Origin of the sequence: Ruegeria marina (genome assembly GCF_900101475.1) — a bacterium.
Lineage (GTDB): Bacteria > Pseudomonadota > Alphaproteobacteria > Rhodobacterales > Rhodobacteraceae > Ruegeria_B > Ruegeria_B marina.
On record NZ_FMZV01000021.1, the window covers coordinates 41094 to 63351 of the forward strand.

Consider the following 22258-nt stretch of genomic DNA (forward strand, 5'->3'; position numbering starts at 1 on the left):
CGGGCGGTCATGCGGTCGCTCGGTCACCAACGAAAGGGCCCAACCATGCAGACACTCAGCTTACAAGGGCTCAAGGACCGTTTCGCGCCCTCCGACCGCATGCCGGTCGTCTTTCTCGGGCACGGCAGCCCGATGCATGCGATCGAAGACGGACCATTTGGCCGATCCTGGGCCGCGCTTGGCCAGAGACTGCCACGACCCGAAGCGATCCTCGTCGTCTCGGCGCATTGGATGAGCAATGGAGCAACGCTTGTGGATGTCTCGGCCATGCCACGCACGATCCACGATTTCTACGGATTCCCGGAGGTACTTTATCGAGAGCACTATCCGGCACCCGGGCAACCTGATCTGGCACGCGAGGTGGTGTCGCTTTTGCACAGTCACCGCGCCGCCGGGGATGACACCTGGGGGCTCGACCACGGTGCCTGGGCTGTCCTGAAGTATCTTTATCCCAAGGCCGATATTCCGGTTTTTCAGATCTCGATCGACATGGGTCGGGGGTTGGAGCATCAACTGGCGATTGGTCGGGTGCTTTCGGACTTGCGGGACCTGGGCGTCCTGATCCTCGGCTCGGGCAATGTCGTCCACAACCTGCGCGCCATGCGCCGGGGTGGCAAACCGCAGGAATTCGCGCAGGAATTCGATGCACTTTTTGCCGGTCGTCTCGCGGACCGGGATTTCGCCGCACTCGCGGATGCGGAAAGGCTGGGTGCGCTTCTGCCCGCGGCGCATCCGACCGTGGATCATTACTTGCCAGCGCTTACGATCGCTGGCGCATCAGACGCGCGCGACGATCTGACCTTCATGACCGATGCCATAGAACTCGGATCAATTTCGATGCGATCGTTCATATTCCACGCGAATTGAGGAGACCGGATCATGCTTGTCGACGGAAAATGGATGGAAAACTGGCAGCCGGTGCAGAAGGCGGACGAAAAGGGTCGCTTCGTCCGGCAGGTTTCCAGCTTTCGCAATTGGATCACGCCGGACGGCCGTCCCGGGCCGACAGGGGAGGGTGGGTTCGAGGCCGAGCCCGGGCGCTACCGTCTTTATGTCGCGCTGATCTGCCCCTGGGCGTCGCGAGCTCTGATTGCACGCAAGCTGAAGGGGCTTGAAAGCATGATTCCGGTGACCGTAGTGAACCCGATCCTGACGGATCAGGGCTGGCGGTTTGGTGGCTTTCCAGGTGCAGACGAAGACCCGCTGTTTGGCGCGCAATATATGCACGAACTCTATACCCGCGCCGATCCACAGTTCACAGGTCGCGCCACGGTTCCGGTGCTGTGGGACATGAAGCGGAACGTGATGGTGAGCAACGAAAGCGCCGACATTCTCCGCATGTTCGACAGGGCCTTCGAACAACGCGTCCCGTCCGATATCCGCCTAGTCCCGGACGCACATGCGGCGGAGATCGAAGCAATCAACCCGCGCATTTACGATCTCTTGAATAATGGAGTCTACAAGGCAGGTTTCGCCACATCCCAGAGTGCCTATGACGAAGCGATGGACGGAATTTTTTCTACCCTCGACGAGCTGGAAGAGCAGGTGACGCGCGAGTTTCTGTTTGGCGATACGCTCACGGAGACAGATATCCGGGTCTTTGTGACGCTGATCCGGTTCGATGCGGCTTATCACGGGCTCTTCAAGACCAACCGCCGCCAGATTCGCGACTATCTACGACTTTCGGGGTATTTGGAGCGCATCCTGCAATTTCCCGGAGTTCGCGATACAGTGAACATGGATCACATTCTGCAGGGCTACTACTCGATCAAGGCGCTCAACCCTCTGGGCGTGGTGCCGAAAGCGCCTGAACATGTGCAGCGGCTTCTAGAGGCTTGTGATCAATAATTGAACGCGGAAATTCTCGGCGCGAACCAGGGCCTACGGAACGCTTGAGTTGCAGGAACGCGCCTACACCTCCCCGAATTGATACAAGCCGGGTGGCTGAAGAAAGGCGGGCCGAAGCAAAACGTTTTTCGGATTGGCTGCTGCTTCGGGGCGCGCTGGACTTGATCCAGAACCTTCCGGGGCGTCTTGACAGGGGCCGTCGAAGGAACATGGGTATTGGTAATCGGATCAATAACCGCTGCGTTACCCTCTTTTGCGCCGCAGGTCCGTCCATCTCCGGGTCAATGCGCCGGACCTTGCAGGCGCATGAAAACTTTCTCATGGTTCTTCCATGATATCTCAAAAGATTCTTCTTTCGCCGCTTCTCCATTTTTTCGTGCTCGGCGCGGGAATTTTTGCTTTCTTCGCAGTTCTCGACAGTGAGCCAGCAGTGCCGCGGTCCGATGCCATTGTCCTGACGCAGGAGGAGGCCGGGCGTCTTGTGCAGCAATTCACAGCCACGTGGAACCGACCGCCAACAGAGCTGGAACTTGAGGGCATGATGCAGTCGTGGGCGCTGGAGGAAGCAAACGTCCGGGAGGCGCTGGCGCTCGGGCTGGACCGAGGCGACACAATAATTCGCCAGCGGCTGAACCAGAAAATGCAATTCCTTGCGGAATCGGGCGCCGCCATTCTTCAACCGGATGATGCTGAATTGCAGAGATTCATCGAGGCGAACCCGGACCGGTTCACGCGGCCCGCCCATGTTGCTTTCGAGCAGGTAATGCTGCCACCAGATCAGGACGCATCGGATATCCTGAAGCTACTCGAAACCGGTGCCGACCCGTCAACGCTGGGAACCGCAAGTCTTCTGCCTGAATCGTTGCCCTTGATGCCCGCGCCGGTGATCGACCGCACCTTTGGTGAGGGTTTCCACACAAACCTGCTCGATGCACCGATAGGAGAATGGCGAGGCCCCGTTCAAAGCGGCTATGGACCGCACGTCGTGCGCGTGACGGGCAGATCGGAGGCTATCATGCCTCCACTGTCGGAAATTCGTGACCGTGTCGTATCTCAATGGCGCGCCGCACGAATGGAAAAAATGCGCGAAAGCTTCGGGCACGCAATGCTCGAACGCTACTCCGTGACCTTGCCGGATGCACGAGTGGTGCTGGGCCAATGATGCGATGGCTGCTGGCGCTTCTGATCGTGGTCTGCACGTCGCTGCCGGCCTCTCTTTCGGCACACGCGCTCGATCCGGGATACCTCGATCTTGTGTCGATAGGTCAGGACCGCTGGCGGGTGTTCTGGCGCGCGCCGGATGTGAGCGGTCGGCCAATGCCAATCGAGGCCAGACTGCCGGAAAACTGTTCCTTTGATGCACCGCCGCCGTCGGTCTTCGACGGACGCGCCTGGACGACCGGTTGGGTCGCTACTTGCCCGGGCGGCCTGGAAGGGAGGGTGATCGAAATTGCAGGGCTCGATCAGACAAGAACGGACACGCTCGTTCGCTACGAATTGCAACCCGGAAAGACGCAGGTTCATCGCCTGACGTCAGCCGAAACCGCCTTCACCGTTCCGGTCAATCCCGGCCTTGTCGAGATCGTGTCGAGCTATGTCGGGCTGGGCATCACGCACATTCTCGAAGGTGTGGACCACCTCCTGTTCGTCTTTGCACTACTGCTCCTGATCCGAAATCGCGCACGGCTCCTGTGGGCCATCACGGCGTTCACGATCGCCCATAGCATCACGCTGGCCGCGGCCTCACTCGGCTGGCTGAACATCCCGCCACCGCCGGTCGAGGCGGTCATCGCGCTTTCCATCGTGTTCCTGGCCTACGAACTGTCTCTTCCACCCCACGCCCGCGATCCCGTGGCCGAACGCTTTCCGTGGGTCGTGTCCTTCGCCTTTGGATTGATCCACGGCCTGGGTTTTGCCGGCGCGCTCCGCGAGATCGGGCTGCCGGACGGAGACATTCCTCTGGCATTGTTCGCATTCAACGTCGGCGTCGAAATTGGCCAGATCCTGTTCATTCTGCTGGTGTTGGCCGCAGGAGCGACAGCCAGGCGTCTCTACCCGCAAATCTCTGCGCAAACCGCTACGCTTACCAGAGTTGCAACTTACGGAATCGGCAGTCTGGGCGCCTTTTGGGTAATCGATCGAATTGCGGGCTTCTGAAACTGACATGAAAACTTCTCGCACCAGCGCGGCGAACTCTCGATTTTTCAGCACCTGACGCTCATTTGTGGTCCCGCGGGTCCTCGGTGGCCATGATGGGGGTCAGGACCTCGGCATCGACGACGACAGTTGTACGAGGCTGCGCGATTCAATTGGGCGTCGCGAAACCGCGACGCCCATATTGACTTATGAAGTCCGGATCAGTTCTGAGGCGTGATGACCTGTGCTTCCGGGATGTCCCAGCCGGCTTCGCGATAATACCGCTCCGCCCCCGGGTGAAGTCGTCCGACGATCAGTTCAAGCGCCGTATCCTTCCGAATGGTGCTTTTCATCCATTCAGCGGTGCCGTGAATTTCATCCAGGTTTTCCCAGATGGCCTTGGTCACCTGGTAAACCACTTCTTCGTCAACATGCATGCCGGCACTGAAATTCACGATCGCTCCGTGGGTTGTCACATCGGAACCAATGTGGTTCTTCCCATACGTGCCTGCCGCGATGGTGTTCAAAGTACCTCCAAGGGCCTTGTTCATCAGCACCTTCGACACATCGAAGTCAATCAGCCGAATTTCCTTGGTCAGAGCGAATTGTTGCACGAGAGGGCTTGGGATGTTGGTGGGTAACACAATCACGTCGATCTTGTCGTCCTGAAACGCCTGGGCCGCAGCATCGAAGCCGAAGGTCTGGACTTCGAAATCATCGGCCGTCAAACCGGTGACAGGCTTGATCACATTGTTCAGTACAACATTGCTGGCAGCGCCGCCGGGAGGGCCGACAAACACTTTTTTGCCCTTGATGTCTGCGAGAGTCTCGATGCCTGAATCCGCGCGTGTGATGTAGTGATATGGGCCCATCTGATAGGAAAAAATCATCCCGATATTCTTTTCCAGATCCGGCGCCGACTCCATTTCCTTGAATGGTCCGATCTTGTTGACCATCAGCCAATTGATCGTGGGCGAGCCGAACAGGAAATCGACCTTTCCGTTGGCCGCATCGACCATGTGTTTTGTTGCGGCACCGGTAGCACGTACCTGAAATTCGACACCGTCGACATGTTCGTTGACCACTTTTGAAATCGCGGTGTTCACGATGAAGGGAGACATCCCCGGCGCGATCGACGTAACCTTGTAGAGTTCGGCCTGGCTCGCAGTGGCCAGGAACATCGCCGCGGCAAGGCCTGCGGCGAGCGGATTTCTGAGTGTGCTAAAGTAGTTTTTCATCGGTTTCTCCTATTGGACCATTGAAGCTTCATGTGGCGGCTTGGGGTTGTAAACGCGGGCTGAATAGACCGACGGCAAGAGTGGCGAGAACTGCTGGCGCCCAGACAAACCAAACCGGAATCATCGCGGCCGCACCTATCGCCAGACGCAGGACGCGTTGACCCTTGCCAAGGCGCCCCAGCCTTGGGTCTGCGCTTCCGAGCGCGGTGGCCAGCATCCAGACTGCAGCAAGAAGGCGCAGGATGGTAAAACCAAGCTCGGTCCAGCTGAATTCGCCCGCGACCAGCAACAGGGACGGCGAGAACACAAAGACATAGGGCACAAGCAGTCCTACGACCGAAATTCGGAGCGCAACAAATGAGGTTTTCAACGGATTGCCCCCGGCAATCGGAGCAGCGACATAGCAACCGTAGGCGATAGGCGGCACAATCGAAGAATAGACTGCGAAATAGAGGACAAACATGTGTGCTGCCAGCGGCAGTACCCCGGCCTTGATGATCGCCGGCGCGATCATGATCGCGATGATCAGGTAGGCCGGCAGCGTGGGCAGGCCCATGCCAAGAATCAAGGCTCCGAACATGGCGAGAATTAACGCCATGATCAGGCTGCTTTCACCAACCGAGGCAATCGACGTGGCAAAGCGGATCGCGATGCCGGTTTCATTGACCACCGCCATGACGATGCCGATAACGCCGACGGCCAACATGATCTGGGCCGAACTGATCCCGCCGTCGGCCAGAGCCCGAAGGATGCGCTGAGGCTCGCGACGGAAGTCGGGGTTCAAGGCGAGCCCCGTTACGATAGCAGTTACCACGCCAACCAGTCCGGCCATTGCCGGACTCTTGCCCGAGATGAAGGCCACCATGAGGGCCGCGATGGGCAAGAATACAAGTGCGGAGTTCAGCCAGTCGCGCCCGGTCAACTGAGGGATCTGGTCTTTCGGCAGAGCCTTGATATCGAGGCGCACGGCTTCGGCATAGACCTGTGCGAAGAGGCCGATGTATTTGAAAAGAGCGGGAAGGGCCGCGGCAAGGATGACCATTGCAAAGGGCATCCCGACCAGATCGGCCATCACGAACACGGCCGCCGCCATGATCGGCGGCGTTAATTGCCCACCCGAAGAGGCGGCGGTTTCGACGGCGGCGGCAAAGTTCGCAGAGAAGCCCTGTCGCTTGATCATCGGAATTGTAAAGACGCCGGTGCCCGCGATGTTCGCGGCAACGCTTCCGCTCATCATGCCGAAAATAGCGCTGGCCACGATAGCTGCATGGGCGGCGCCGCCACGAATGCGGGCGGTGAGCGCTGTCGATATCTGGATCAGGCTTTCCCCGGCACCCGTGCGTTCAAGAACTGCACCGAAAATAAGGAAGATCAGAACATTGTCGGCAACCAGCCCGGTGATGCGTCCGAATACACCGTCGAAGGAGTACCAGGCGATCTGCATGAAATCGGCCAGTTCCATGCCGAAATGTTCGAGGATGGCGGGCAGGTAGGGGCCTGCGAAACCAAACACAGCAAAGCCGATCGCCATGACAACAAGCGACCACCCCCAGGATCGAACCGACAGCGCGACAAGCGAGAGCATCCCAACAATTCCGGCGGTGATGTTTTCCGGTGTGGCCATGTAGAAGCCGGTGTAAAGTTCCGACTTCACCTGAAAGAACCAGATTGCGGAATAGAAGAAGGCGGCTAGTAGACCAAGGTCGATCAGCCAGCCGAACTTGCCCAGTCGGGCATTGAGCGCTGCCGGTTTGGTTAGAGCGACGATGGCTACGCTGATCGCGAGTGCACCGAAGCGCGCATTTGCTTCGTCCAACACGAAAAAGCCGATGACAGTTATGATGATGAACGAGAAGACCAGCGCCAATCCGCGCCCTGCGGTCTGTGTCACAGTCATCAGTGTATTTGTATGAGGGTCAGTCATCGGTCATTCCTTTTGCCACCAGCAGGCTCTGGTTGTGGTCAATGAGCTTGCTGAGCAGGTGGTCGAATGTGGCCCATTCGGCATCGGTCAGGACCGCGCCCATGGCCGCGTTTCGTTCAATGGTAAATGCAAGAACCTTGTCGTGCAGAACCTGTCCCGCCGCGGTGATCTGCAACTCGATCTGGCGGGCATCGGAGTCGGATTTTCGGGTATTGATCAGGCCGCGCTTGCAAAGCGACTTAATTGTTCGGCTGAGCTGCCCTTTGTCGAGCAGCAGGAGGTCGCGCAACTCGGAAAACTGAATGCCTCGTTTTGCTGCTGTCACACCGAGGATGCGCCACTCGCTGAGGCTGAGATCGAATTCTGATTTGAAGTAGTGCCCGCCCGCCCTTTCGTTGATCGCAGCAAGTCGCGATATGCGAAAACTCAATGCATCCAACAATGTCTTGATTGGCCGAAATTCGGCTTGCTGCGGTTCCAAGTTCTGCGGTTTCAGGCTGGTCATGGGCTCCTCCGGGGAAAAGGGATTAACCATTTCGTTGACAAAATCAACATTATTCAACACGATTGCACAAAATGCAGAAGGACACCGTCGTGACAAAACCTGAAAAAATATATGTAAATGGCAAGTTTATGACATTGAACATTGATGCTCCGCAGGTGGAGGCAATAGCGGTGACACAAGGTCGAATCACTGCGATGGGTTCGACGACCGAGATCGAATCATTGGCCGGTGAAATGACAGAGCGGCATGACCTTGGTGGTCAGTTTGCCATGCCGGGACTGATCGAAAGTCATACTCATGCACTCTGGGGAGCATGCCGTGACCTTTTCCTAGTCTATGTTGGCTATTCCGCGAGCGCAGAACAACTGGCCGATGCTATCCGCGCCCGAGCTGCAACACTTCCCAAGGGAGATTGGATCACGGGTGGACCGTGGAGGCTCGACATGCGCCCAAAGCTTGGCATGACGCCACGAGCCTGGCTGGATGCGATCGCACCGGACCATCCGGTGGCAGTTACCGACACCTCGCAGCACGCTATGTGGTGCAACAGCCTCGCGCTCTCGCTGGCCGGGCTGGACGCCTCAACCCCGGAGATACCTGGCGGCGTGGTCGAGCGTGACGAGACCGGGCAACTGAACGGCTTCCTGGCCGAAGCCGGTTGCGCACCGGTGCGCCGGATGTTGACCTGGTCCAACGCGCAACTGATAGAAGCGAGCAAATATTTCATACGTTATTTCAATAGCCTCGGCTATACAGCCTTCAAGGAGCCGATGGCGGACGAGTCCCTTCTTGCCGCGTATGCAGCAGCCCACGACCGCGGCGATCTAACTTTGCACATGGCGGCCCATATCACGGCGTTTTCACCTATTGCCGGGGATATTGTTCCAATCGACGAAATAGATCGTTTGCGAGACAAATATTCCAGAAAAGGGATCGACCTTCGCTTTGCCAAACTGTTTCTCGATGGAGTCGCCCCGGCGCGCACAGCAGCTTTTCTGGCGCCCTATGAGCCTGCGCCGGGCTACGATCCGGACAAGCATGATCCCGATGCTGCTTTGCTTCTGGCGCCAGACATACTGAACCAGACAGTGACGGCCCTCGATGCGGCTGGCTATGTGGTCAAGATGCACGCCGTCGGAGACAACGCGGCGCGCAAAGCGCTGGACGCGATCGAAGCAGCGCGCGGTGCCAATGGAGCTTCCGGACTGCGCCATGAAATTGCGCACTCCACATTCATCTCGGACAGTGATCTGCCCCGCTTTTCCTCACTCGAAGCTGTGGCCGAGGTCTCGCCGAAGCTCTGGGCACCGAATGCTGGAACAGCCGCTCAGCGCGAGGTGTTGGGCGAAGCGCGGCTGAGCCAGGTTCATCGGATCCGTTCGTTGCTGGACGCGGGGGCGGAAGTCATCTTCGGCACCGATTGGCCGGCTTCAGCTCCGGATGCAAACCCCTGGACGGGGCTGGCCGGAATGATCAGTCGTAGGGATCCTGCCGGACAATATCCCGGAACCGTTGCTGCCGATCAGGCTATTACGCTCGACCAGGCCTTGCCGTTATTCACGACCAACGCCGCCCGCGCGATGGGCAAGGCTGGCGAAATCGGCCAGCTTGCACCGGGTGCATGGGCCGATTTCATCGTGCTGCCCGGCGACATCCGGCAGATGTCCTACACCGAAATCGGTGCTATCGAAATCCGTGAAACATTCTGGAAAGGACAAAGTGTTTACCAGGCAAACGCTTGACGCTCGGATCACTTTCGGAACATTTCGCAGCATCATGCCCACGTTTCCAATGGCTGGGTCATACCACCATTGAAGGTTGCCCGGACCATTGGATTCGATGCTTGCAGAGATCCCGAGGTTCTTTTCGGGCTCGATCCCAATACAGCGGACAATGTTGTCTACTTGGAACAGACCGAGCGAGAGTTGCACTTATCTTAGTTTGCCATTCATCCTTTTGATAAGTGCGAACTTGTCCCTTGGTGCTCCCATTCATTCCGAAAAACGGGCTGCACCATCGCGTCCTTGACATGGGTAGCCAGGAGAACCCGTTTCACGCTTCAACCGTTTTCCTTCCCGCGCAGTCCCGAGTGAAATTGAACCCGCCAGTTTTGATCAAAGGAGATGCATAGCCCCCTAGCTTGGACGTCGAATATCCTATTCCGGCAAGGGCTTCCGCAAAACGGACGGCGGCACTTAAACCGTCGATGACTGGAACACCGGTTTCAACGCTCAACCGTTTGCAAAGGCTGCTCATTCCCGCACAGCCAAGAATGATTGCCTCGGCCCCTTCTATTCGGCGCGCGGCCATGATCTCGGTCGCGAGGCGCGTTGCGGTTGCGTCCACATCTTCATCCAGGGCCAGAACCGGCATATCGACGGCACGAACCCCTCGGCATCGGTGGCCAGCGCCGTAACCTTCGACAAGTCTTTCGATGATTGGCACAGAACGCGCCAATGTGGTCACAACTGAAAAACGGCACGACAGCAGAAGGGCGACATGCACCGAGGCTTCGCATATCCCGATAACGGGTTTGGCGGCGACTTCGCGGGCGGCGCCGATACCGGGATCGTCGAAACAGGCGATGACATGCCCATCGGCGCCGCGCAGTTCGGCCGCATGTATCTCGTCCAGCAAGGGGGGGACGCAGAGCGCCTCGTCTGCATGGCCTTCGATCGACGCAGGAGCGGTCGCGCATCGAGTCAGGTCGATAACGGTGCCTGGCGATGCGAACTGACGAGCGACTTTGCCAATCTGTTCCGTCATACCAACATTGGAATTGGGATTTACGACGTGAATTCGCATCAGCGGGTCTCCATATGTGCGGGCTGCACGTGGCCGACTTCCAGCGGCTCGAGATGGGCGGGTTTTTTCAGCTCGAATTGGCGGTCGCTGACGATATAGTTGTCGGCATGCAGCCGGGCGATCGGTTGGTAGGCAGCAGGATCGACATATCTACCAGCAGCATCCAGACAGTCATCGCGTACATGCATTTCCAGGACCCGGCCCATGACGATGGCCCGGCCCGGATAGTCGATGATCTGCTCGACACGGGTTTCCATGGCACAGGGCGTGGTCGCAATGCGCGCCGCGTCGATCTTCCGGCAGGGGGCCGCGACCAGGCCCGCGAACTCCAATTCGTCCACGTCCGAGTTGAAGTTCACACCGCATAGGATCATCTGTTCGGCGAGTTCCATATCGACCATGTTCACGCAAAACTCTTTCGTACGCCGAATATTGGTAAGCGTGTCCTTTTCGCTGCCATTCGGACGGGCGCTGAACCCGATGATCACAATCGGTGGCTCGTGGGCGAAGACGTTGAAGAAGCTCATGGGGGCAGCATTGTCATGTCCCCCCGGCGAACGGGTGGTGACAAGCGCAATCGGCCGGGGGCCGATGAAATTGGTCAGCAAACGATAACGGTCCGCCGGCGGCAATTTGGTGAAATCGAACTGCATCAGTCTTGTCTCCTCGCAGGGATCGTAGCAAGGCCCTTCTGCACGGCATGGCAACTGACCATGGACCTTCCTGCCGCACGAAGCTGCGGGGCCTCCTTGCTGCATCTTTCGGTCGCCAATGGGCAGCGGGGATGAAACGCGCATCCCGTCGGCGGGCTCAGCGGGCTGGGTGGTTCGCCGTTTTGCACCTCCCGGTCGCGATTTGGGACATGAATGTCCGGGATCGTGCCCAGAAGCAGCTTGGAATACGGGTGTTGCGGATCCGTGAACAGCTTCTCGGCCGGAGCCATCTCCACGATGCGTCCCAGATACATGACCGCGATCATGTCCGACATGTGCCGCACAACGCTCAGGTCGTGGCTGATGAAGAGATAAGTCAGCCCGAGTTCCAACTGCAGCCGTCGCATCAGGTTCAGGATCTGCGCCTGTACCGAGACATCGAGGGCCGAGGTTGGCTCGTCGCAGACCAGCAACTCGGGTTCCGACGCCAGGGCGCGGGCGATGGAAATCCGCTGGCGCTGTCCGCCTGAAAATTCATGCGGGTATTTCGTGGCGTCATCGGCGGCCAATCCGACGATCCGCAGCAATTCCTCGACCCGATCGCGGGTTTCGTCAGCGGTCTTGCGCAGCTTCATCTCGCGGATCGGCTCCGCGATGATGTCCCCAACGCGCCAGCGCGGGTTCAGGCTGGATTGCGGATCCTGAAAGATCATCTGGACACGGACGGGGCGGCCCGCGTCGCCTCGTCCAAAGGTGATCTGTCCGCCGGAGGTGGAATAGAGACCGGTCACCAGTCGCGCGACCGTGGACTTGCCGCACCCGGACTCGCCCACGATGCTGAAGCAACTGCCGCGCGGGATCGAGAAGCTGACGTCGTCTACGGCCTTGACGAACAGTTTCGGCTTTCGTTCCAGCATACGGTTCAGCCACGGGGCCGAAACGTCGAACTCCTTGGAAACATGATCAATCGAGAGAATGAGGTCAGCTTGGGTCATTGTGTTCCACCTTCATGCAGGAAACAGGCCGCAAGGCTCGGGCCCGCAGTAACCAGGTCGGGCCGGTCCCGGCGACAGCGCGGACCGGCATTCGGGCAGCGCGGATTGAAGGCGCAGCCGTCGGGCCGGGCATTCAGCCGGGGCATCGACCCGTCGATTTGGGTCAGCGTCTCCACCCGGTCATGCAGGCTGGGAATTGCCGCCATCAACCCGCGAGTATAGGGGTGCTGCGGGTTGTGGATCACATCTTCGACCCGTCCGGTTTCGACCACGCGCCCCGAATACATCACCGCGACACGGTCGGCCGTTTCGGCAATCACCCCCATGTCATGCGTGACCAGCATGATGCCGGTGCGATGCTCCTTGCAAAGGCGGCGCAGGAGTGCGGTGATCTGAGCCTGGATCGAAACGTCCAGCGCGGTGGTGGGCTCATCCGCGATGATCAGGCCCGGTTCTGCGGCAAGCGCCAGTGCGATGACCACGCGCTGCCTCATACCCCCTGAAAACTGGTGCGGATATTGCTTCAAGCGCTCATCCGGAGCGGGAATACCGACCTCGCGCAGCAGTTGCAGGGCCCGCGCCCTGGCGGCCTCTTTGCCCAGATCGGTATGCCGGCGGATCGTTTCGACCAGCTGGGCCCCGATCGAAAACAGCGGGTTGAGTGCGGTCAGCGGATCCTGGAAGATTGCGCCCATCTCTCGGCCACGAACCTTGGTCAGTTCATCTTCGCCGAGTGTATCTACGCGCCGTCCCCCGACATGTATCTTGCCGCCTGTAATGCGACCGGGGCTTTCAAGCAGTCCCAGGACAGCCAGTCCGGTGATCGATTTGCCCGCACCGGACTCACCCACGACGCCCAGGATTTCTCCAGGCTCTATACGCATCGAGACATCGTCAATGGCCGTCAGTACGCCGCGCTTGGTGGGGAATTCGACGGTGAGATTTGAAACCTCCAGCGCAGGCGCCGGTGCCGGAGCGGTGCCGGGACTATCCATGGAAATCACGGGTTGCAGCATCATCTTGTGTTCCTTCACGTCGTGCCCCCATCCAGAAGCGGATAGGTGGGAGGAAAGATTGTTGCGAGCGGCGGATGGCTCGCGGTTCGGTCGGGGTATTTTGAGAGCAGACCGTCGAATTGCGCCTGCGCCTGCTTTCGAGCGGCGACCATGTCGATACCGGCCACTTCTCCGTCGCGCATCGAGATGCGGCCATCAACGATGGTAGCGCGTGTCACACGTCCCGTGGCGCCCAGGATAAGCGTCTGCACCGGGTCGATCGTAGGGGCCATGCCCGGATCGGACAGATCAAACACAGCCAGGTCGGCTTTGCCGCCCACTCGCAAAACACCGATGTCGTCGCGGCCCAGTGCGTGTGCACCATGCAGTGTGGCGGCGTCCAGAAAGTCGGCCGACTTGCAGGCGGTGATATCTCCCTCGACCACTCGGGCCAGCATCATGCCGGTAGCCATGTTGAGCACCATGTCGGGCGGTGCCGTATCGGTCCCCAGGGCGACACGGATGCCCATGGCGCGCAATCTGGCAAAGGAACGGAGCGCCCCCCCGTGCCGCGCAGCGACCAGCGGACAGTGAATCACCGTGACACCGTTGTCGGCATAGCGTTGCAGATCGTCGTCCGTGGCCACAGTGGCATGTGGGGCAAGAAGGCGATCGTTCAGCAACCCTAACCCATCCAGCCATTCAGGCGAGGTCGTGCCATGCAGGGCCGCGACAGTATCGCGCTCCATTTTCCCTTGTGCCATGTGCAGGCGGACAGGGCACCCGAGATCCTCGGCGGCCTTCATCGTGCGACGCAGAATCGTGGCCGTGCAGGTCTCGACCCGGTCAGGGGCCAACATCGGGCTGACCAGATCGTTGCCCTGCCATTTTCCCGCGAAGGCGATAGCCTGTTCGAGGCCGGCAATACCGCGGTCCTCGTCGAACTCGGCCACGATGCTTCCGTCCGGTTCGACCACCATGCCGCCCGACCGGTAAGCGGGCCCAAGCCATACACGCAGGCCAAGCTCTTGCGCGGCCTGTGCCGCGGCGTCGAATTCGGCGGTTGTCTCGCCCCATTCGCGGTAGAAGAGCGAGGCGATGGGCGCTGCACTGGTGATGCCGTTGAGGAGGAGTTGCGCAAAGGCAAACTGCTTCTGGAAGGCCAGTTCCTCGGGCGAGTACATCTCGTAGGGGCCACGCTGGACATAGGAGCGCGGCCAGACACGGCCCTTTCTTTCGCCGGGCCAGTTGTCGAAGGCCAGAAGCGTGGTGTCGAGATCGGAGAGCGCATCGAGATCGACGAACCCCGGCGCGATCAACACCTCGCCCATCGCGTAACGGGCCGTTACTTCCCCCACGAAGGGGGCGCCGACATGGATCACGCGGTCATCCTCGATCACCACCTCGCCGTCGCGGACGAGACGGCGCCCTTGCGGCGTATCGGCAATGATCCAGCGGGCGGAAATCGCCCAGCGACCGCGCGGGCGGGTGCCAAGGGGGATGTCGGAAAACCGGGTCACGGAGCCTGCACCACTGTCTGTCCGTCGCGCGCAGTGACACGGCCACCCTTGACCACCAGCTTGCGGGGGGCATGTGTCACAACGGCCTGAACCACGGCCTCGCCTTCGACCAGGACAAGATCTCCCGGGGCGCCTGTCGCCAGTTCCCGGCGCTGTTTTCCCATGGCTTCGGCACCGCCGCCAGCGCAGATGTCAAGCGCGCGCTTGACCTCGGTGTCCATGCGCAGATTGTTCCGCAAGCCCACGAACTTTGCGCGTTCCAGCATGTCGCCATTGCCATAGGGGCCCCAGGTGTCCTGGATCCCGTCATTGCCGGCGCCGATCCGGATGCCATGTGCATCGAGTCGCTTGACCATCGGCGCGGGGGCCGAAGCGGGCGCGGTTGTCATGATGGACACATCCAGAGAAGCAAGGCGCTCCAGCATCGCTTCGACACGTGGAAAGTCCGGCATCCCGAGGCAGAAGGCGTGGCTGATGGTCAGCATGCCTTTCATGTCGAGCGCCTGGGCGCGCTCCAGGATCATGTCCATCGAAAAAAGGCCCAGCTCTCCAAATTCATGAAGGTGGATGTCGATACCTTTTCCATGTTTTTCGGCAAGACCGAAGATGATGTCCAGGTGCCCCTTGGGGTCGCGGTCCACGCCGCAGGGATCCAGCCCGCCAACAAGGTCGGCGCCCATCGCAAGGGCCTGGTCCATCAGTTCCGCCGTGCCTTCGCGGATGGTCAGGCCGGATTGCGGGAAGGCGACGGTTTCGATCTCGACCACGTCGGCCAGCGCTTCGGCTGTCTGCATCACGCCTTCGAGGGCGCGAAGGCCGCCTTGTGTGTCGATATCAACATGGCTGCGGATCAAAGTCGCGCCATAGGCGACGGTCTTGAGCGCGTGACGCATGGACTGAACGTGCGGATCCAGGCCGAGGCGTCGTTTCATCTCGCGCTCATTCTCGATCATCGCCATGAGGTTGGCGCCGCCCACATCGTTCTTGTACCAGGGCCAGCCCAGCAGGGACTTGTCGAGATGCGTATGGGCGTCTACCAGACCCGGCAGAGCGATCAGGCCCGTCCCATCCTCGACCGGGACACCAGGGGCGTCGAGCTGCGCGGCAATCTTGGAGATGGTGCCGGCCTGGATCAGGATGTCGGCCGGATCATCGTCCAGGATACGGACATTCTTGATGAGAAGATCGGTCATGCAAGTGTCTTTCTTCAACGAAGTTTCGGGTTCAGCGCATCGCGCAGCCAGTCACCCAGCATGTTCACCGCGACGACGAGAATGCAAAGCTGGATCGACGGAAACAGCACGATCCACCAGGAGCCCGAGAAAAGGTACTGATTACCCACTCGGATAAGCGTGCCCAGCGAAGGCTGGTTGGGCGGCATTCCAACACCGAGGAAAGACAGCGTTGCCTCGATCAGGATCGCAAGACCGAAGTTCAGGGTCGCTGCCACGAAGACCGGGGTGAGGGTGTTGGGCAGAATGTGGTTGAGCATCAACCGCCGGGCCGGCGTGCCCACCAGGCGAGAGGCCTGCACATATTCCTTGCGCCGTTCGACCATCGCCTGCGCCCGCACCACGCGGGCATATTGAACCCACGAGTAGAGTGCGATCGCCATCACCAGCACAATGGAGATGCCTGCTTCGCGCAACTGTGGCGGCAGGATCGCCTGGGCGACAGATGTTACTAGGATGGCGACCAGAATGATGGGGATCGACAACAGCACGTCACCCAGACGCATCAGCACATTGTCGACCCACCCACCGTAGAAACCGGCGGTCAGACCGGCAAGAACGCCGATCACCAGCGATACGATAACCGAAGCGATGCCGATGAAGATCGAGATCCGCGTTCCGTACAGGATGCCGGAAAGAATGTCGCGCCCTTGTACGTCGGTGCCAAGGATGAACGGCATCTGACCGCCTTCCATCCAGACCGGCGGCAATTCGGCATTCCACAGTTCCAGCGATGCAAGATCATAGGGATTCTGCGGCGACAGGACCGGCGCCAGGATGGCTGCCAGGATCACCAGCAGCAGGACGATGGCCGCTCCAATGGCAGGTTTGGATTTCCTGAAGCTCCACCACAGGTCGCTGTCGAAAAACATTTCGCGCCGGGACTTGGGTTTGCGAGCAGAGATGGGGGCGGGAATATCGGTCATTTTTCGGCTCCACGCAGGCGGGGGTCGATCATGGCATAAGTAATGTCCACGATTGTGTTCAGCAGGACAAAGATCAGTGCGACGATACACAGATAGGCGGCCATGATCGGCACATCGACGAAGGTGACGGCCTGTATGAACAGCAGTCCCATGCCCGGCCACTGAAACACCGTCTCGGTCACCAGGGCGAAGGCAATGAGACCACCGATCTGCATGGCGGTCATGGTCACGACCGGCATCAGGCAGTTGCGCAGCGCATGGCGGAAATGAATGGCACGGGCGGGAATCCCGCGGGCCCGCGCGAACTTGATGAAGTCCGACCTCAGTACCTCCAGCATCTCGGCTCGCACAAGCCGCATCACCAGGGTGATCTGGAAGAGCGATAGAGATAGCGCAGGCAGGATGATGGACATGCGACCCGAATGTGTCAGCAAACCCGTGGACCACCAGCCAAGCTGCACGGTTTCACCGCGTCCGAAGGCGGGCAACCAGCCCAGCCAGACCGAGAAGATCAGGATGAGCCCAATGCCCACCACGAAACTGGGCAGCGAGACGCCTATGATCGAAACGAATTGCATTGCTTCCGCGTACCAGGTCTGGCGCCTGATAGCGGTGATCACGCCAAGGGGGATGCCCACGACCAGCGAGATGATCGTGGCAACGATCACCAGTTCGAAAGTCGCGGGAAAGCGCTCGGAGATCATGCCCAGCACATCCTGCTGATTTCGGAAGGAAATGCCGAAATCGCCTTGTGCTGCATTGCTTACGAAAGTGCCGAATTGCATGATGAAAGGCTCGTCGAGACCCAAGCGTATACGAAGTTCATCCCGCTGCGCCTGAGTGGCCTGTTCATTCAGCATCAAATCGACCGGATCGCCGACGAAACGGAATATCATGAAGGCAATGAAGCTGACCGACAGCATCACGAAGACGGCGTTGGCGGAACGTTTGATCAGAAAAGCCAGCATGGCTCCCCCCATTGTTGGAGAAGGGAGGACGGCACCAGGAGATGCCGCCCAGGTCGGTGGGGATTATTTGGTCACGTACCACAGGCGTGGCTTGTTGTCGGGGAACTGCGGGAAGTCCGAGAACTCTGCCGACACGGCCCAAGCCATGGGTTGCTGGTGCAACGGCATCATCACGATTTCTTCCTTGGCGATTCTGAGGACCTCGGTTTCCATCGCCAGACGTTTCTCGCGATCAAGCTCGACAGCGGCAGCCTGAGTCAGGCGGTCGATCTCGGGGTAGGACCATCCACCCCAGTTGAAGACGCCTGCGTTCTCGCTTTGGCTGTGCAGCACCTGCACCATCAAGCTGTATGTGTCGAGCATGGGCAGCGTGGCCCAGCCAAAGATGTAGACGTCCGAGGCGGATTTTTTCTTGGGGAATTGCTTGGCCACGGTGCCGATGTCGATCTGCGGCCGAAGTCCGATCCGCGCCCACATGGAAGCGATGGCCTGACACAGTTGTTCTTCGTTGACAAACCCGTCGGATGCGCAGACCAAAATCAGATCGAACCCGTCCGGATATCCCGCTTCGGCCAGCAGGGCCTTTGCCGCTTCCGGATCTGCGTCCTGGACAGTGTCAAGCTCGGCGGCATAGCCGGGGATCGCTGGCGCAACCAAGGCTCCTGCATTGCGCGACTTGCCGCGCATTACTTTGTCGTGGATCAGGTCCATGTCTACGGCCATCTGCATGGCTTTGCGCACGCGCAGGTCATTCATCGGATTGGCCCCGCCCGCAATCAATTCATCGCGGCGATTGAATCCCAACATCACGGTGCGCAAATCGGTCTGCTCCAGCACCTCGAGGTTCGGGGCGGCCTGAAGTCGCGGCAAATCCTGCACGGGAGCGTTGTCAACAAAATCCACTTCGCCCGAAAGCAGCGCCGCAACGCGCGTCGCCGCCGAAGAGATCGGCTGGAACTCGATCCGGGTGAGGTTATGCTCGGGCTTGTCCCACCAGCTTTCATTCGCCGAAAGGATGGTCTGCGCTTCCGGGGTGCGGGACTCCACCTTGAACGGGCCGGTTCCATTGGTGTTGAAGGTTGCGTAGCCTTCCACACCCGCGTCGACATCGGTCGGCTTTTCAGCGTTGTTTTCCACCAGCCAATCCCGATCGAAGATGTGGATGTTGGTCAGGTCGTTCAACAAAAGCGGATAGGCACCGTTCAGTTCGATATCGATAGTGTAATCGTCGACGATCGCGGCACCCTTGTACGCTGGCAGGTTGCCTTTCAGGGGCGAAGCCGGGTCGCTGACCCGCTGGAGCGAGGCAAGAACGTCCTCTGCCGTGAACGCATTCCCATTATGGAAGAAGACGTCCTCTCGAAGCTTGAACCGCCAGGTAGTGGGTGAAACGATTTCCCAGCTTTCGGCGAGGGCCGGCTCGATCTTGAGGTCGCGGTTGTAGCGAACCAACCCTTCGTAGATGTGGTTCAGGAAATTTATCGTGTAGCTGTCTCCGAACGAATATGGATCAAGCGACACGATATCGCGCGGCGCTCCCCATTTGATCGTTTCCGCCTGCGCACCGGCAACCGACAGAGCGGCGATCAGCCCTCCGACCAGCAATGTCCCAGATTGAAGTTTCGTGTTCACGTCATACCCTCCATGACATTGGATACAATGGTTTAGAGTTTTTGCATCCGATTCCAGATTTGGCCCTAAATTCCCCGAGGAGCATTCGGACTAGATCAGTCGAGAGGGAGTTCCTCCTCCCCTTCGCCGACAGACGGTAGATAGAATCGCATTTATTGTCCACAATTTTATTTTTTTTTGGATACAATAGAAGTATACATCGTGACGGGCGAAACTTCTGCTATCAATCTTCTGGTCCGGTCACGACCTTGAGAAATCGACCAAACAGCCAAGATTATGTACAAAACTTCGAAACACCGTATCCCCGTCTACGAGTCCCTGAGGCAAGCGATCATCGAACAGGCCCTGAAACCGGGTGTGAAATTGCCCGAAGACTCCATCGGCGAGACCTTTGGCGTAAGTCGAACGATTGTGCGCAATGCACTGGTAAGGCTTGATGCAGAGGGCCTGGTCGAGATTCAGCCAAATCGGGGGGCATCGGTGGCCGAGCCTACAATCGAAGAGGCCTATGACATCTTTGATATGCGCCAGTGCCTGGAACGGGAAGTAGTTCAACGTTTGTGTCGTATTGACCCCAAACCCGTCGTCAAGGCCCTCAGGCTACATCTTGAGGAAGAACAAAAAGTCCTGGGAAAGGACAGCACGCGCTCGATCCGTCTTGCCGGAGAGTTCCATATTCTCCTGGCGGAACTCACCGGATCAAAAATCCTCGAAAACTATGTCAACGAGATTGTTTCGCGTTGCTCCCTGATTGTGGCCCGGTTTGCACAAGCCCATTCGGCCGAGTGCGGAGTGGAAGAACATGCGGAGATCATCGAGGCGATTGCACAGGGCGATGCTGAACGCGCCGTGTCGGTCATGCACAAGCATCTGCACAGTGTGCAGGACCGCGCCTTGCTGAACCCCGAGGATCAGCAAGAGGAGAACATCTCGGATATCCTGTCGCGTTATCGGTAACTTTACTCCCGCAGTCCGGGCCACTGTGAACTGAAATTTTCCACCCTTGAATGAACGAAGGAGGAAGACCCACAAAGCGGGAGGTCCGTAGGGCTCGACGGATCACCAGGCACGCTCACATCCATGGATATTACGGCCTCGCCAAGGTCCGGGATGCACCGGCACCGGAAATACAGGTCGTCACCGTCCTCCCTCAGCCTCTCATGATTTCGGCCTCTGGGTCATAGAAGGCGTCCTGTTGCACTTGGGCCTGGTGCCGTATCCCGGCGATCTGAACTTCGAAGCCCCCGTTGGCGATCCAGTCCTTGCCGACCCCATCGGAATTGTGCACCGATGCCAGCCCGATCACCGCGCCCAGCCGCCACCCCCAACCACCGGACGTGACATGTCCAACCAGCTTGTCGCCGCGCCGGACCGGTTCGTTGTGGATCAGGTAGGGACCGTCTTCGACGGTAGCGCCCGGCAGGCGTAGCGCCACTGTCCGAAGTGGGGTTGCGGCCTTGTGGCGCTCTTTCTGTGCCGCCAGCAGGTTGCGGCCAATGAAATCACCCTTGTCCAGCTTCACCGCGAAGACAAGCCCGGTCTCGAAAGGTGTGTCCTCTTCGCCGATGTCATGTCCGAAATGACGGAACCCCTTTTCGAGACGACAGGCGTTCAGCGCGAACATTCCCGCATGACGCAGGCCGAGCGGCGTGCCCTCGTGGGTAATCGCCTCTTAGATGTTTGATCCCACGGTTTGATGGTGCGATCCATTCGCTGGAATGGAAGGAAGCCCTATTGGACAAGTTCGTCACGGCTGCGCCACGCACTGTTACCCGGCAGGCGAGTTGCACAGCAAATCTGCCGGGAGGGCACGCACGCTATCCGAGCTGCAATACAGCGATCGCAAGCTTCGACCGCGGCGTTGAGCCGGGAACTCGGGATCAATCCGAAGACGGTCGCGAAATGGCGCAAGCGCGAGACGGTCGCTGCGGCGCGGCATCCTGCCCTTCCTTGCCGATGGCAGCGAAGTTTCCCCGGAACTGACCGAGAAATATCGTGGGCCAGTCCGTCAGGTTCACAACGCCCCTCTTCAGACGAAGAAGAAGAGCCATGACATCTGAACACGATATCTAGGCTCCTCCGCGCGGGCCGGTCCCGGAACTGCTGGTCAGTTGTGGTTCACTCCACGGCGTAAAGGTCGATCACGACCGCTTGCGCTGAACGGCTGCCCGAACCGACGAAGACCGTCCGGTTCACCCAGTCATAACGGGGATCGCCGGTTTCGAGCCGCGCGGAGGTCCGCATGGTGTAGTCAGTCGGCGGCACAGCCTCGCCATGCGCCAGCCGCTCCAGAACTTCGGCTGGACCATGCCGGAAGCCGAGGTTGACGACTTCGATGGTGGCGCCGTCGTCGGTCTCAAAGGCATAGCGGGTATCGAGGAAGGCTGTGCCGTCCTTGTAAACCAATTGCCAGTCTGCGCCGAGGTTCAAGATTTTGCCGGTAATCGTCCCGGTTACGCGCCCCCTGGTGATCGGGATGATCCGCCGACGGCCGCCCCGGCCTTCGCCCATTTCTCGAATTGGGCCAAGTTCGACTTCCAACGTGGCGACGTGGCGCAGCTCTGGTCTGGGTGGCGTCATGGGGTTTCCTTTCCTTGTGTTCCAAGCCCGGCCCGGCTGCGCATCATTTGAAGCCCGATCCAGAGCAGGCCGCGCGCCACGGCCGCGCCGTGAATGGCCGGAATTCGCAGGATGATGGCCACGGCCAGAACCAGCCGGAGCACGATCTCCCATCGTGGCAGGCGCGTGACATCGAACCCTGCCAAGACGCTGGCCAACAGGTAGAAAGCAACGATCCGGCGCGGGTGCCGATCGGATCGGCCTTGGTGATCGAGACTATGAGGAACATGATGTACAGTGTCGAGATCAGTGCGCCCGCATC

General features: G+C 59.3%; 21 protein-coding genes and 1 pseudogene. 7 read left to right on the forward strand and 15 right to left on the reverse strand.

Translation table 11 applies throughout. The features are described 5' to 3' along the window. The first annotated feature begins 45 nt into the window (after positions 1-45). The 4 genes from ygiD to BLT75_RS21165 all read left to right on the forward strand — a co-directional run bounded on the left by ygiD (position 46) and on the right by BLT75_RS21165 (position 4005). Entirely contained in the window at positions 46-867 is an 822-nt protein-coding gene (ygiD, locus tag BLT75_RS21150; RefSeq protein ID WP_093036950.1) for a 4,5-DOPA-extradiol-dioxygenase, read from the forward strand. 12 nt (positions 868-879) lie between these two features. Further along, complete coding sequence (locus BLT75_RS21155; RefSeq protein ID WP_093036854.1) at positions 880-1848, forward strand: glutathione S-transferase family protein; 969 nt, start codon at positions 880-882, stop codon at positions 1846-1848. 331 nt (positions 1849-2179) lie between these two features. Next, the gene (locus BLT75_RS21160; protein ID WP_093036857.1) at positions 2180-3010 is read left to right on the forward strand and encodes a peptidyl-prolyl cis-trans isomerase; all 831 of its coding nucleotides are present in this window, start codon (positions 2180-2182) and stop codon (positions 3008-3010) included. Further along, complete coding sequence (locus BLT75_RS21165; protein WP_093036860.1) at positions 3007-4005, forward strand: HupE/UreJ family protein; 999 nt, start codon at positions 3007-3009, stop codon at positions 4003-4005. The genes BLT75_RS21160 and BLT75_RS21165 overlap by 4 nt, the downstream gene beginning before the upstream one ends. A 200-nt stretch (positions 4006-4205) precedes the next feature. Here the strand turns inward: BLT75_RS21165 and BLT75_RS21170 are convergent, their stop codons facing one another. The 3 genes from BLT75_RS21170 to BLT75_RS21180 are packed head-to-tail and all read right to left on the reverse strand — an operon-like array spanning position 4206 to position 7651. Continuing rightward, positions 4206-5222 carry a TAXI family TRAP transporter solute-binding subunit gene (locus tag BLT75_RS21170; protein WP_093036863.1) on the reverse strand — a complete coding sequence of 339 codons (1017 nt, stop codon included), beginning with the start codon at positions 5220-5222 and terminating at the stop codon, positions 4206-4208. 28 nt (positions 5223-5250) lie between these two features. Then, positions 5251-7146, reverse strand: coding sequence for a TRAP transporter permease (locus BLT75_RS21175; RefSeq protein WP_093036866.1), 1896 nt, complete (start codon positions 7144-7146; stop codon positions 5251-5253). Beyond that, positions 7139-7651 (reverse strand): MarR family winged helix-turn-helix transcriptional regulator, encoded by a 513-nt coding sequence (locus BLT75_RS21180; RefSeq protein ID WP_176828159.1) that lies wholly within the window; start codon positions 7649-7651, stop codon positions 7139-7141. The genes BLT75_RS21175 and BLT75_RS21180 overlap by 8 nt, the downstream gene beginning before the upstream one ends. Before the next feature lie 71 nt (positions 7652-7722). On the opposite strand from BLT75_RS21180, the gene BLT75_RS21185 reads away from it, so the two are divergent. Next, the gene (locus BLT75_RS21185) at positions 7723-9393 is read left to right on the forward strand and encodes an amidohydrolase (protein WP_143028618.1); all 1671 of its coding nucleotides are present in this window, start codon (positions 7723-7725) and stop codon (positions 9391-9393) included. A 310-nt stretch (positions 9394-9703) separates the two neighbouring features. On the opposite strand, the gene BLT75_RS21190 is transcribed toward BLT75_RS21185, so the two are convergent. From BLT75_RS21190 to BLT75_RS21230, 9 genes are all read right to left on the reverse strand, one after another. Then, on the reverse strand, positions 9704-10456 hold the full coding sequence (locus BLT75_RS21190) for an aspartate/glutamate racemase family protein (RefSeq protein WP_093036875.1): 753 nt from the start codon (positions 10454-10456) through the stop codon (positions 9704-9706). Continuing rightward, entirely contained in the window at positions 10456-11109 is a 654-nt protein-coding gene (locus tag BLT75_RS21195) for a flavin reductase family protein (protein WP_093036878.1), read from the reverse strand. The genes BLT75_RS21190 and BLT75_RS21195 overlap by 1 nt, the downstream gene beginning before the upstream one ends. Beyond that, a complete protein-coding gene (locus BLT75_RS21200; RefSeq protein WP_093036881.1) occupies positions 11109-12104 on the reverse strand; it encodes an ABC transporter ATP-binding protein in 996 nt (331 codons plus the stop codon). Before BLT75_RS21200 ends, BLT75_RS21195 begins: the two co-directional genes overlap by 1 nt. Continuing rightward, positions 12101-13120, reverse strand: a complete 1020-nt coding sequence (locus BLT75_RS21205; protein WP_245706611.1) for an ABC transporter ATP-binding protein — start codon at positions 13118-13120, stop codon at positions 12101-12103. Before BLT75_RS21205 ends, BLT75_RS21200 begins: the two co-directional genes overlap by 4 nt. A 14-nt stretch (positions 13121-13134) precedes the next feature. Beyond that, positions 13135-14619 (reverse strand): amidohydrolase family protein, encoded by a 1485-nt coding sequence (locus tag BLT75_RS21210; protein WP_093036884.1) that lies wholly within the window; start codon positions 14617-14619, stop codon positions 13135-13137. Then, positions 14616-15812, reverse strand: a complete 1197-nt coding sequence (locus BLT75_RS21215) for an amidohydrolase family protein (protein WP_093036887.1) — start codon at positions 15810-15812, stop codon at positions 14616-14618. The genes BLT75_RS21210 and BLT75_RS21215 overlap by 4 nt, the downstream gene beginning before the upstream one ends. 14 nt (positions 15813-15826) lie before the next feature. Then, positions 15827-16777 (reverse strand): ABC transporter permease, encoded by a 951-nt coding sequence (locus BLT75_RS21220; RefSeq protein ID WP_093036890.1) that lies wholly within the window; start codon positions 16775-16777, stop codon positions 15827-15829. Then, positions 16774-17745 carry an ABC transporter permease gene (locus BLT75_RS21225; RefSeq protein ID WP_093036893.1) on the reverse strand — a complete coding sequence of 324 codons (972 nt, stop codon included), beginning with the start codon at positions 17743-17745 and terminating at the stop codon, positions 16774-16776. Before BLT75_RS21225 ends, BLT75_RS21220 begins: the two co-directional genes overlap by 4 nt. 63 nt (positions 17746-17808) lie before the next feature. Beyond that, positions 17809-19377, reverse strand: coding sequence for an ABC transporter substrate-binding protein (locus BLT75_RS21230; RefSeq protein WP_093036896.1), 1569 nt, complete (start codon positions 19375-19377; stop codon positions 17809-17811). Positions 19378-19653: 276 nt separating this feature from the next. Here BLT75_RS21230 and BLT75_RS21235 point away from each other — a divergent pair, with 276 nt between their 5' ends. Beyond that, a complete protein-coding gene (locus tag BLT75_RS21235; protein WP_093036899.1) occupies positions 19654-20334 on the forward strand; it encodes a GntR family transcriptional regulator in 681 nt (226 codons plus the stop codon). A 193-nt stretch (positions 20335-20527) separates the two neighbouring features. Here BLT75_RS21235 and BLT75_RS21240 read toward each other — a convergent pair whose 3' ends face one another. Next, entirely contained in the window at positions 20528-21043 is a 516-nt protein-coding gene (locus BLT75_RS21240; protein ID WP_281243196.1) for a glycine cleavage T C-terminal barrel domain-containing protein, read from the reverse strand. Between the two features lie 129 nt (positions 21044-21172). On the opposite strand from BLT75_RS21240, the pseudogene BLT75_RS24920 reads away from it, so the two are divergent. Then, a pseudogene (locus tag BLT75_RS24920) lies at positions 21173-21301 on the forward strand (helix-turn-helix domain-containing protein); the annotation flags it as partial. A gap of 194 nt (positions 21302-21495) precedes the next feature. Here BLT75_RS24920 and BLT75_RS21250 read toward each other — a convergent pair. Continuing rightward, positions 21496-21957: a DUF3237 domain-containing protein gene (locus tag BLT75_RS21250; protein ID WP_093036907.1), complete on the reverse strand. Its 462-nt coding sequence runs from the start codon at positions 21955-21957 to the stop codon at positions 21496-21498. After that, positions 21954-22142, reverse strand: coding sequence for a hypothetical protein (locus tag BLT75_RS21255; RefSeq protein ID WP_143028619.1), 189 nt, complete (start codon positions 22140-22142; stop codon positions 21954-21956). Before BLT75_RS21255 ends, BLT75_RS21250 begins: the two co-directional genes overlap by 4 nt. Positions 22143-22258: the final 116 nt, after the last annotated feature.

Coding starts and splice junctions, on each gene's coding strand:
- ygiD (WP_093036950.1), top strand. CDS start 46: ATGCAGACACTCAGCTTACAAGGGCTCAAGGACCGTTTCGCGCCCTCC.
- BLT75_RS21155 (WP_093036854.1), top strand. CDS start 880: ATGCTTGTCGACGGAAAATGGATGGAAAACTGGCAGCCGGTGCAGAAG.
- BLT75_RS21160 (WP_093036857.1), top strand. CDS start 2,180: ATGATATCTCAAAAGATTCTTCTTTCGCCGCTTCTCCATTTTTTCGTG.
- BLT75_RS21165 (WP_093036860.1), top strand. CDS start 3,007: ATGATGCGATGGCTGCTGGCGCTTCTGATCGTGGTCTGCACGTCGCTG.
- BLT75_RS21170 (WP_093036863.1), bottom strand. CDS start 5,222: ATGAAAAACTACTTTAGCACACTCAGAAATCCGCTCGCCGCAGGCCTT.
- BLT75_RS21175 (WP_093036866.1), bottom strand. CDS start 7,146: ATGACTGACCCTCATACAAATACACTGATGACTGTGACACAGACCGCA.
- BLT75_RS21180 (WP_176828159.1), bottom strand. CDS start 7,651: ATGACCAGCCTGAAACCGCAGAACTTGGAACCGCAGCAAGCCGAATTT.
- BLT75_RS21185 (WP_143028618.1), top strand. CDS start 7,723: ATGCAGAAGGACACCGTCGTGACAAAACCTGAAAAAATATATGTAAAT.
- BLT75_RS21190 (WP_093036875.1), bottom strand. CDS start 10,456: ATGCGAATTCACGTCGTAAATCCCAATTCCAATGTTGGTATGACGGAA.
- BLT75_RS21195 (WP_093036878.1), bottom strand. CDS start 11,109: ATGCAGTTCGATTTCACCAAATTGCCGCCGGCGGACCGTTATCGTTTG.
- BLT75_RS21200 (WP_093036881.1), bottom strand. CDS start 12,104: ATGACCCAAGCTGACCTCATTCTCTCGATTGATCATGTTTCCAAGGAG.
- BLT75_RS21205 (WP_245706611.1), bottom strand. CDS start 13,120: ATGCTGCAACCCGTGATTTCCATGGATAGTCCCGGCACCGCTCCGGCA.
- BLT75_RS21215 (WP_093036887.1), bottom strand. CDS start 15,812: ATGACCGATCTTCTCATCAAGAATGTCCGTATCCTGGACGATGATCCG.
- BLT75_RS21220 (WP_093036890.1), bottom strand. CDS start 16,777: ATGACCGATATTCCCGCCCCCATCTCTGCTCGCAAACCCAAGTCCCGG.
- BLT75_RS21225 (WP_093036893.1), bottom strand. CDS start 17,745: ATGCTGGCTTTTCTGATCAAACGTTCCGCCAACGCCGTCTTCGTGATG.
- BLT75_RS21235 (WP_093036899.1), top strand. CDS start 19,654: ATGTACAAAACTTCGAAACACCGTATCCCCGTCTACGAGTCCCTGAGG.
- BLT75_RS21250 (WP_093036907.1), bottom strand. CDS start 21,957: ATGACGCCACCCAGACCAGAGCTGCGCCACGTCGCCACGTTGGAAGTC.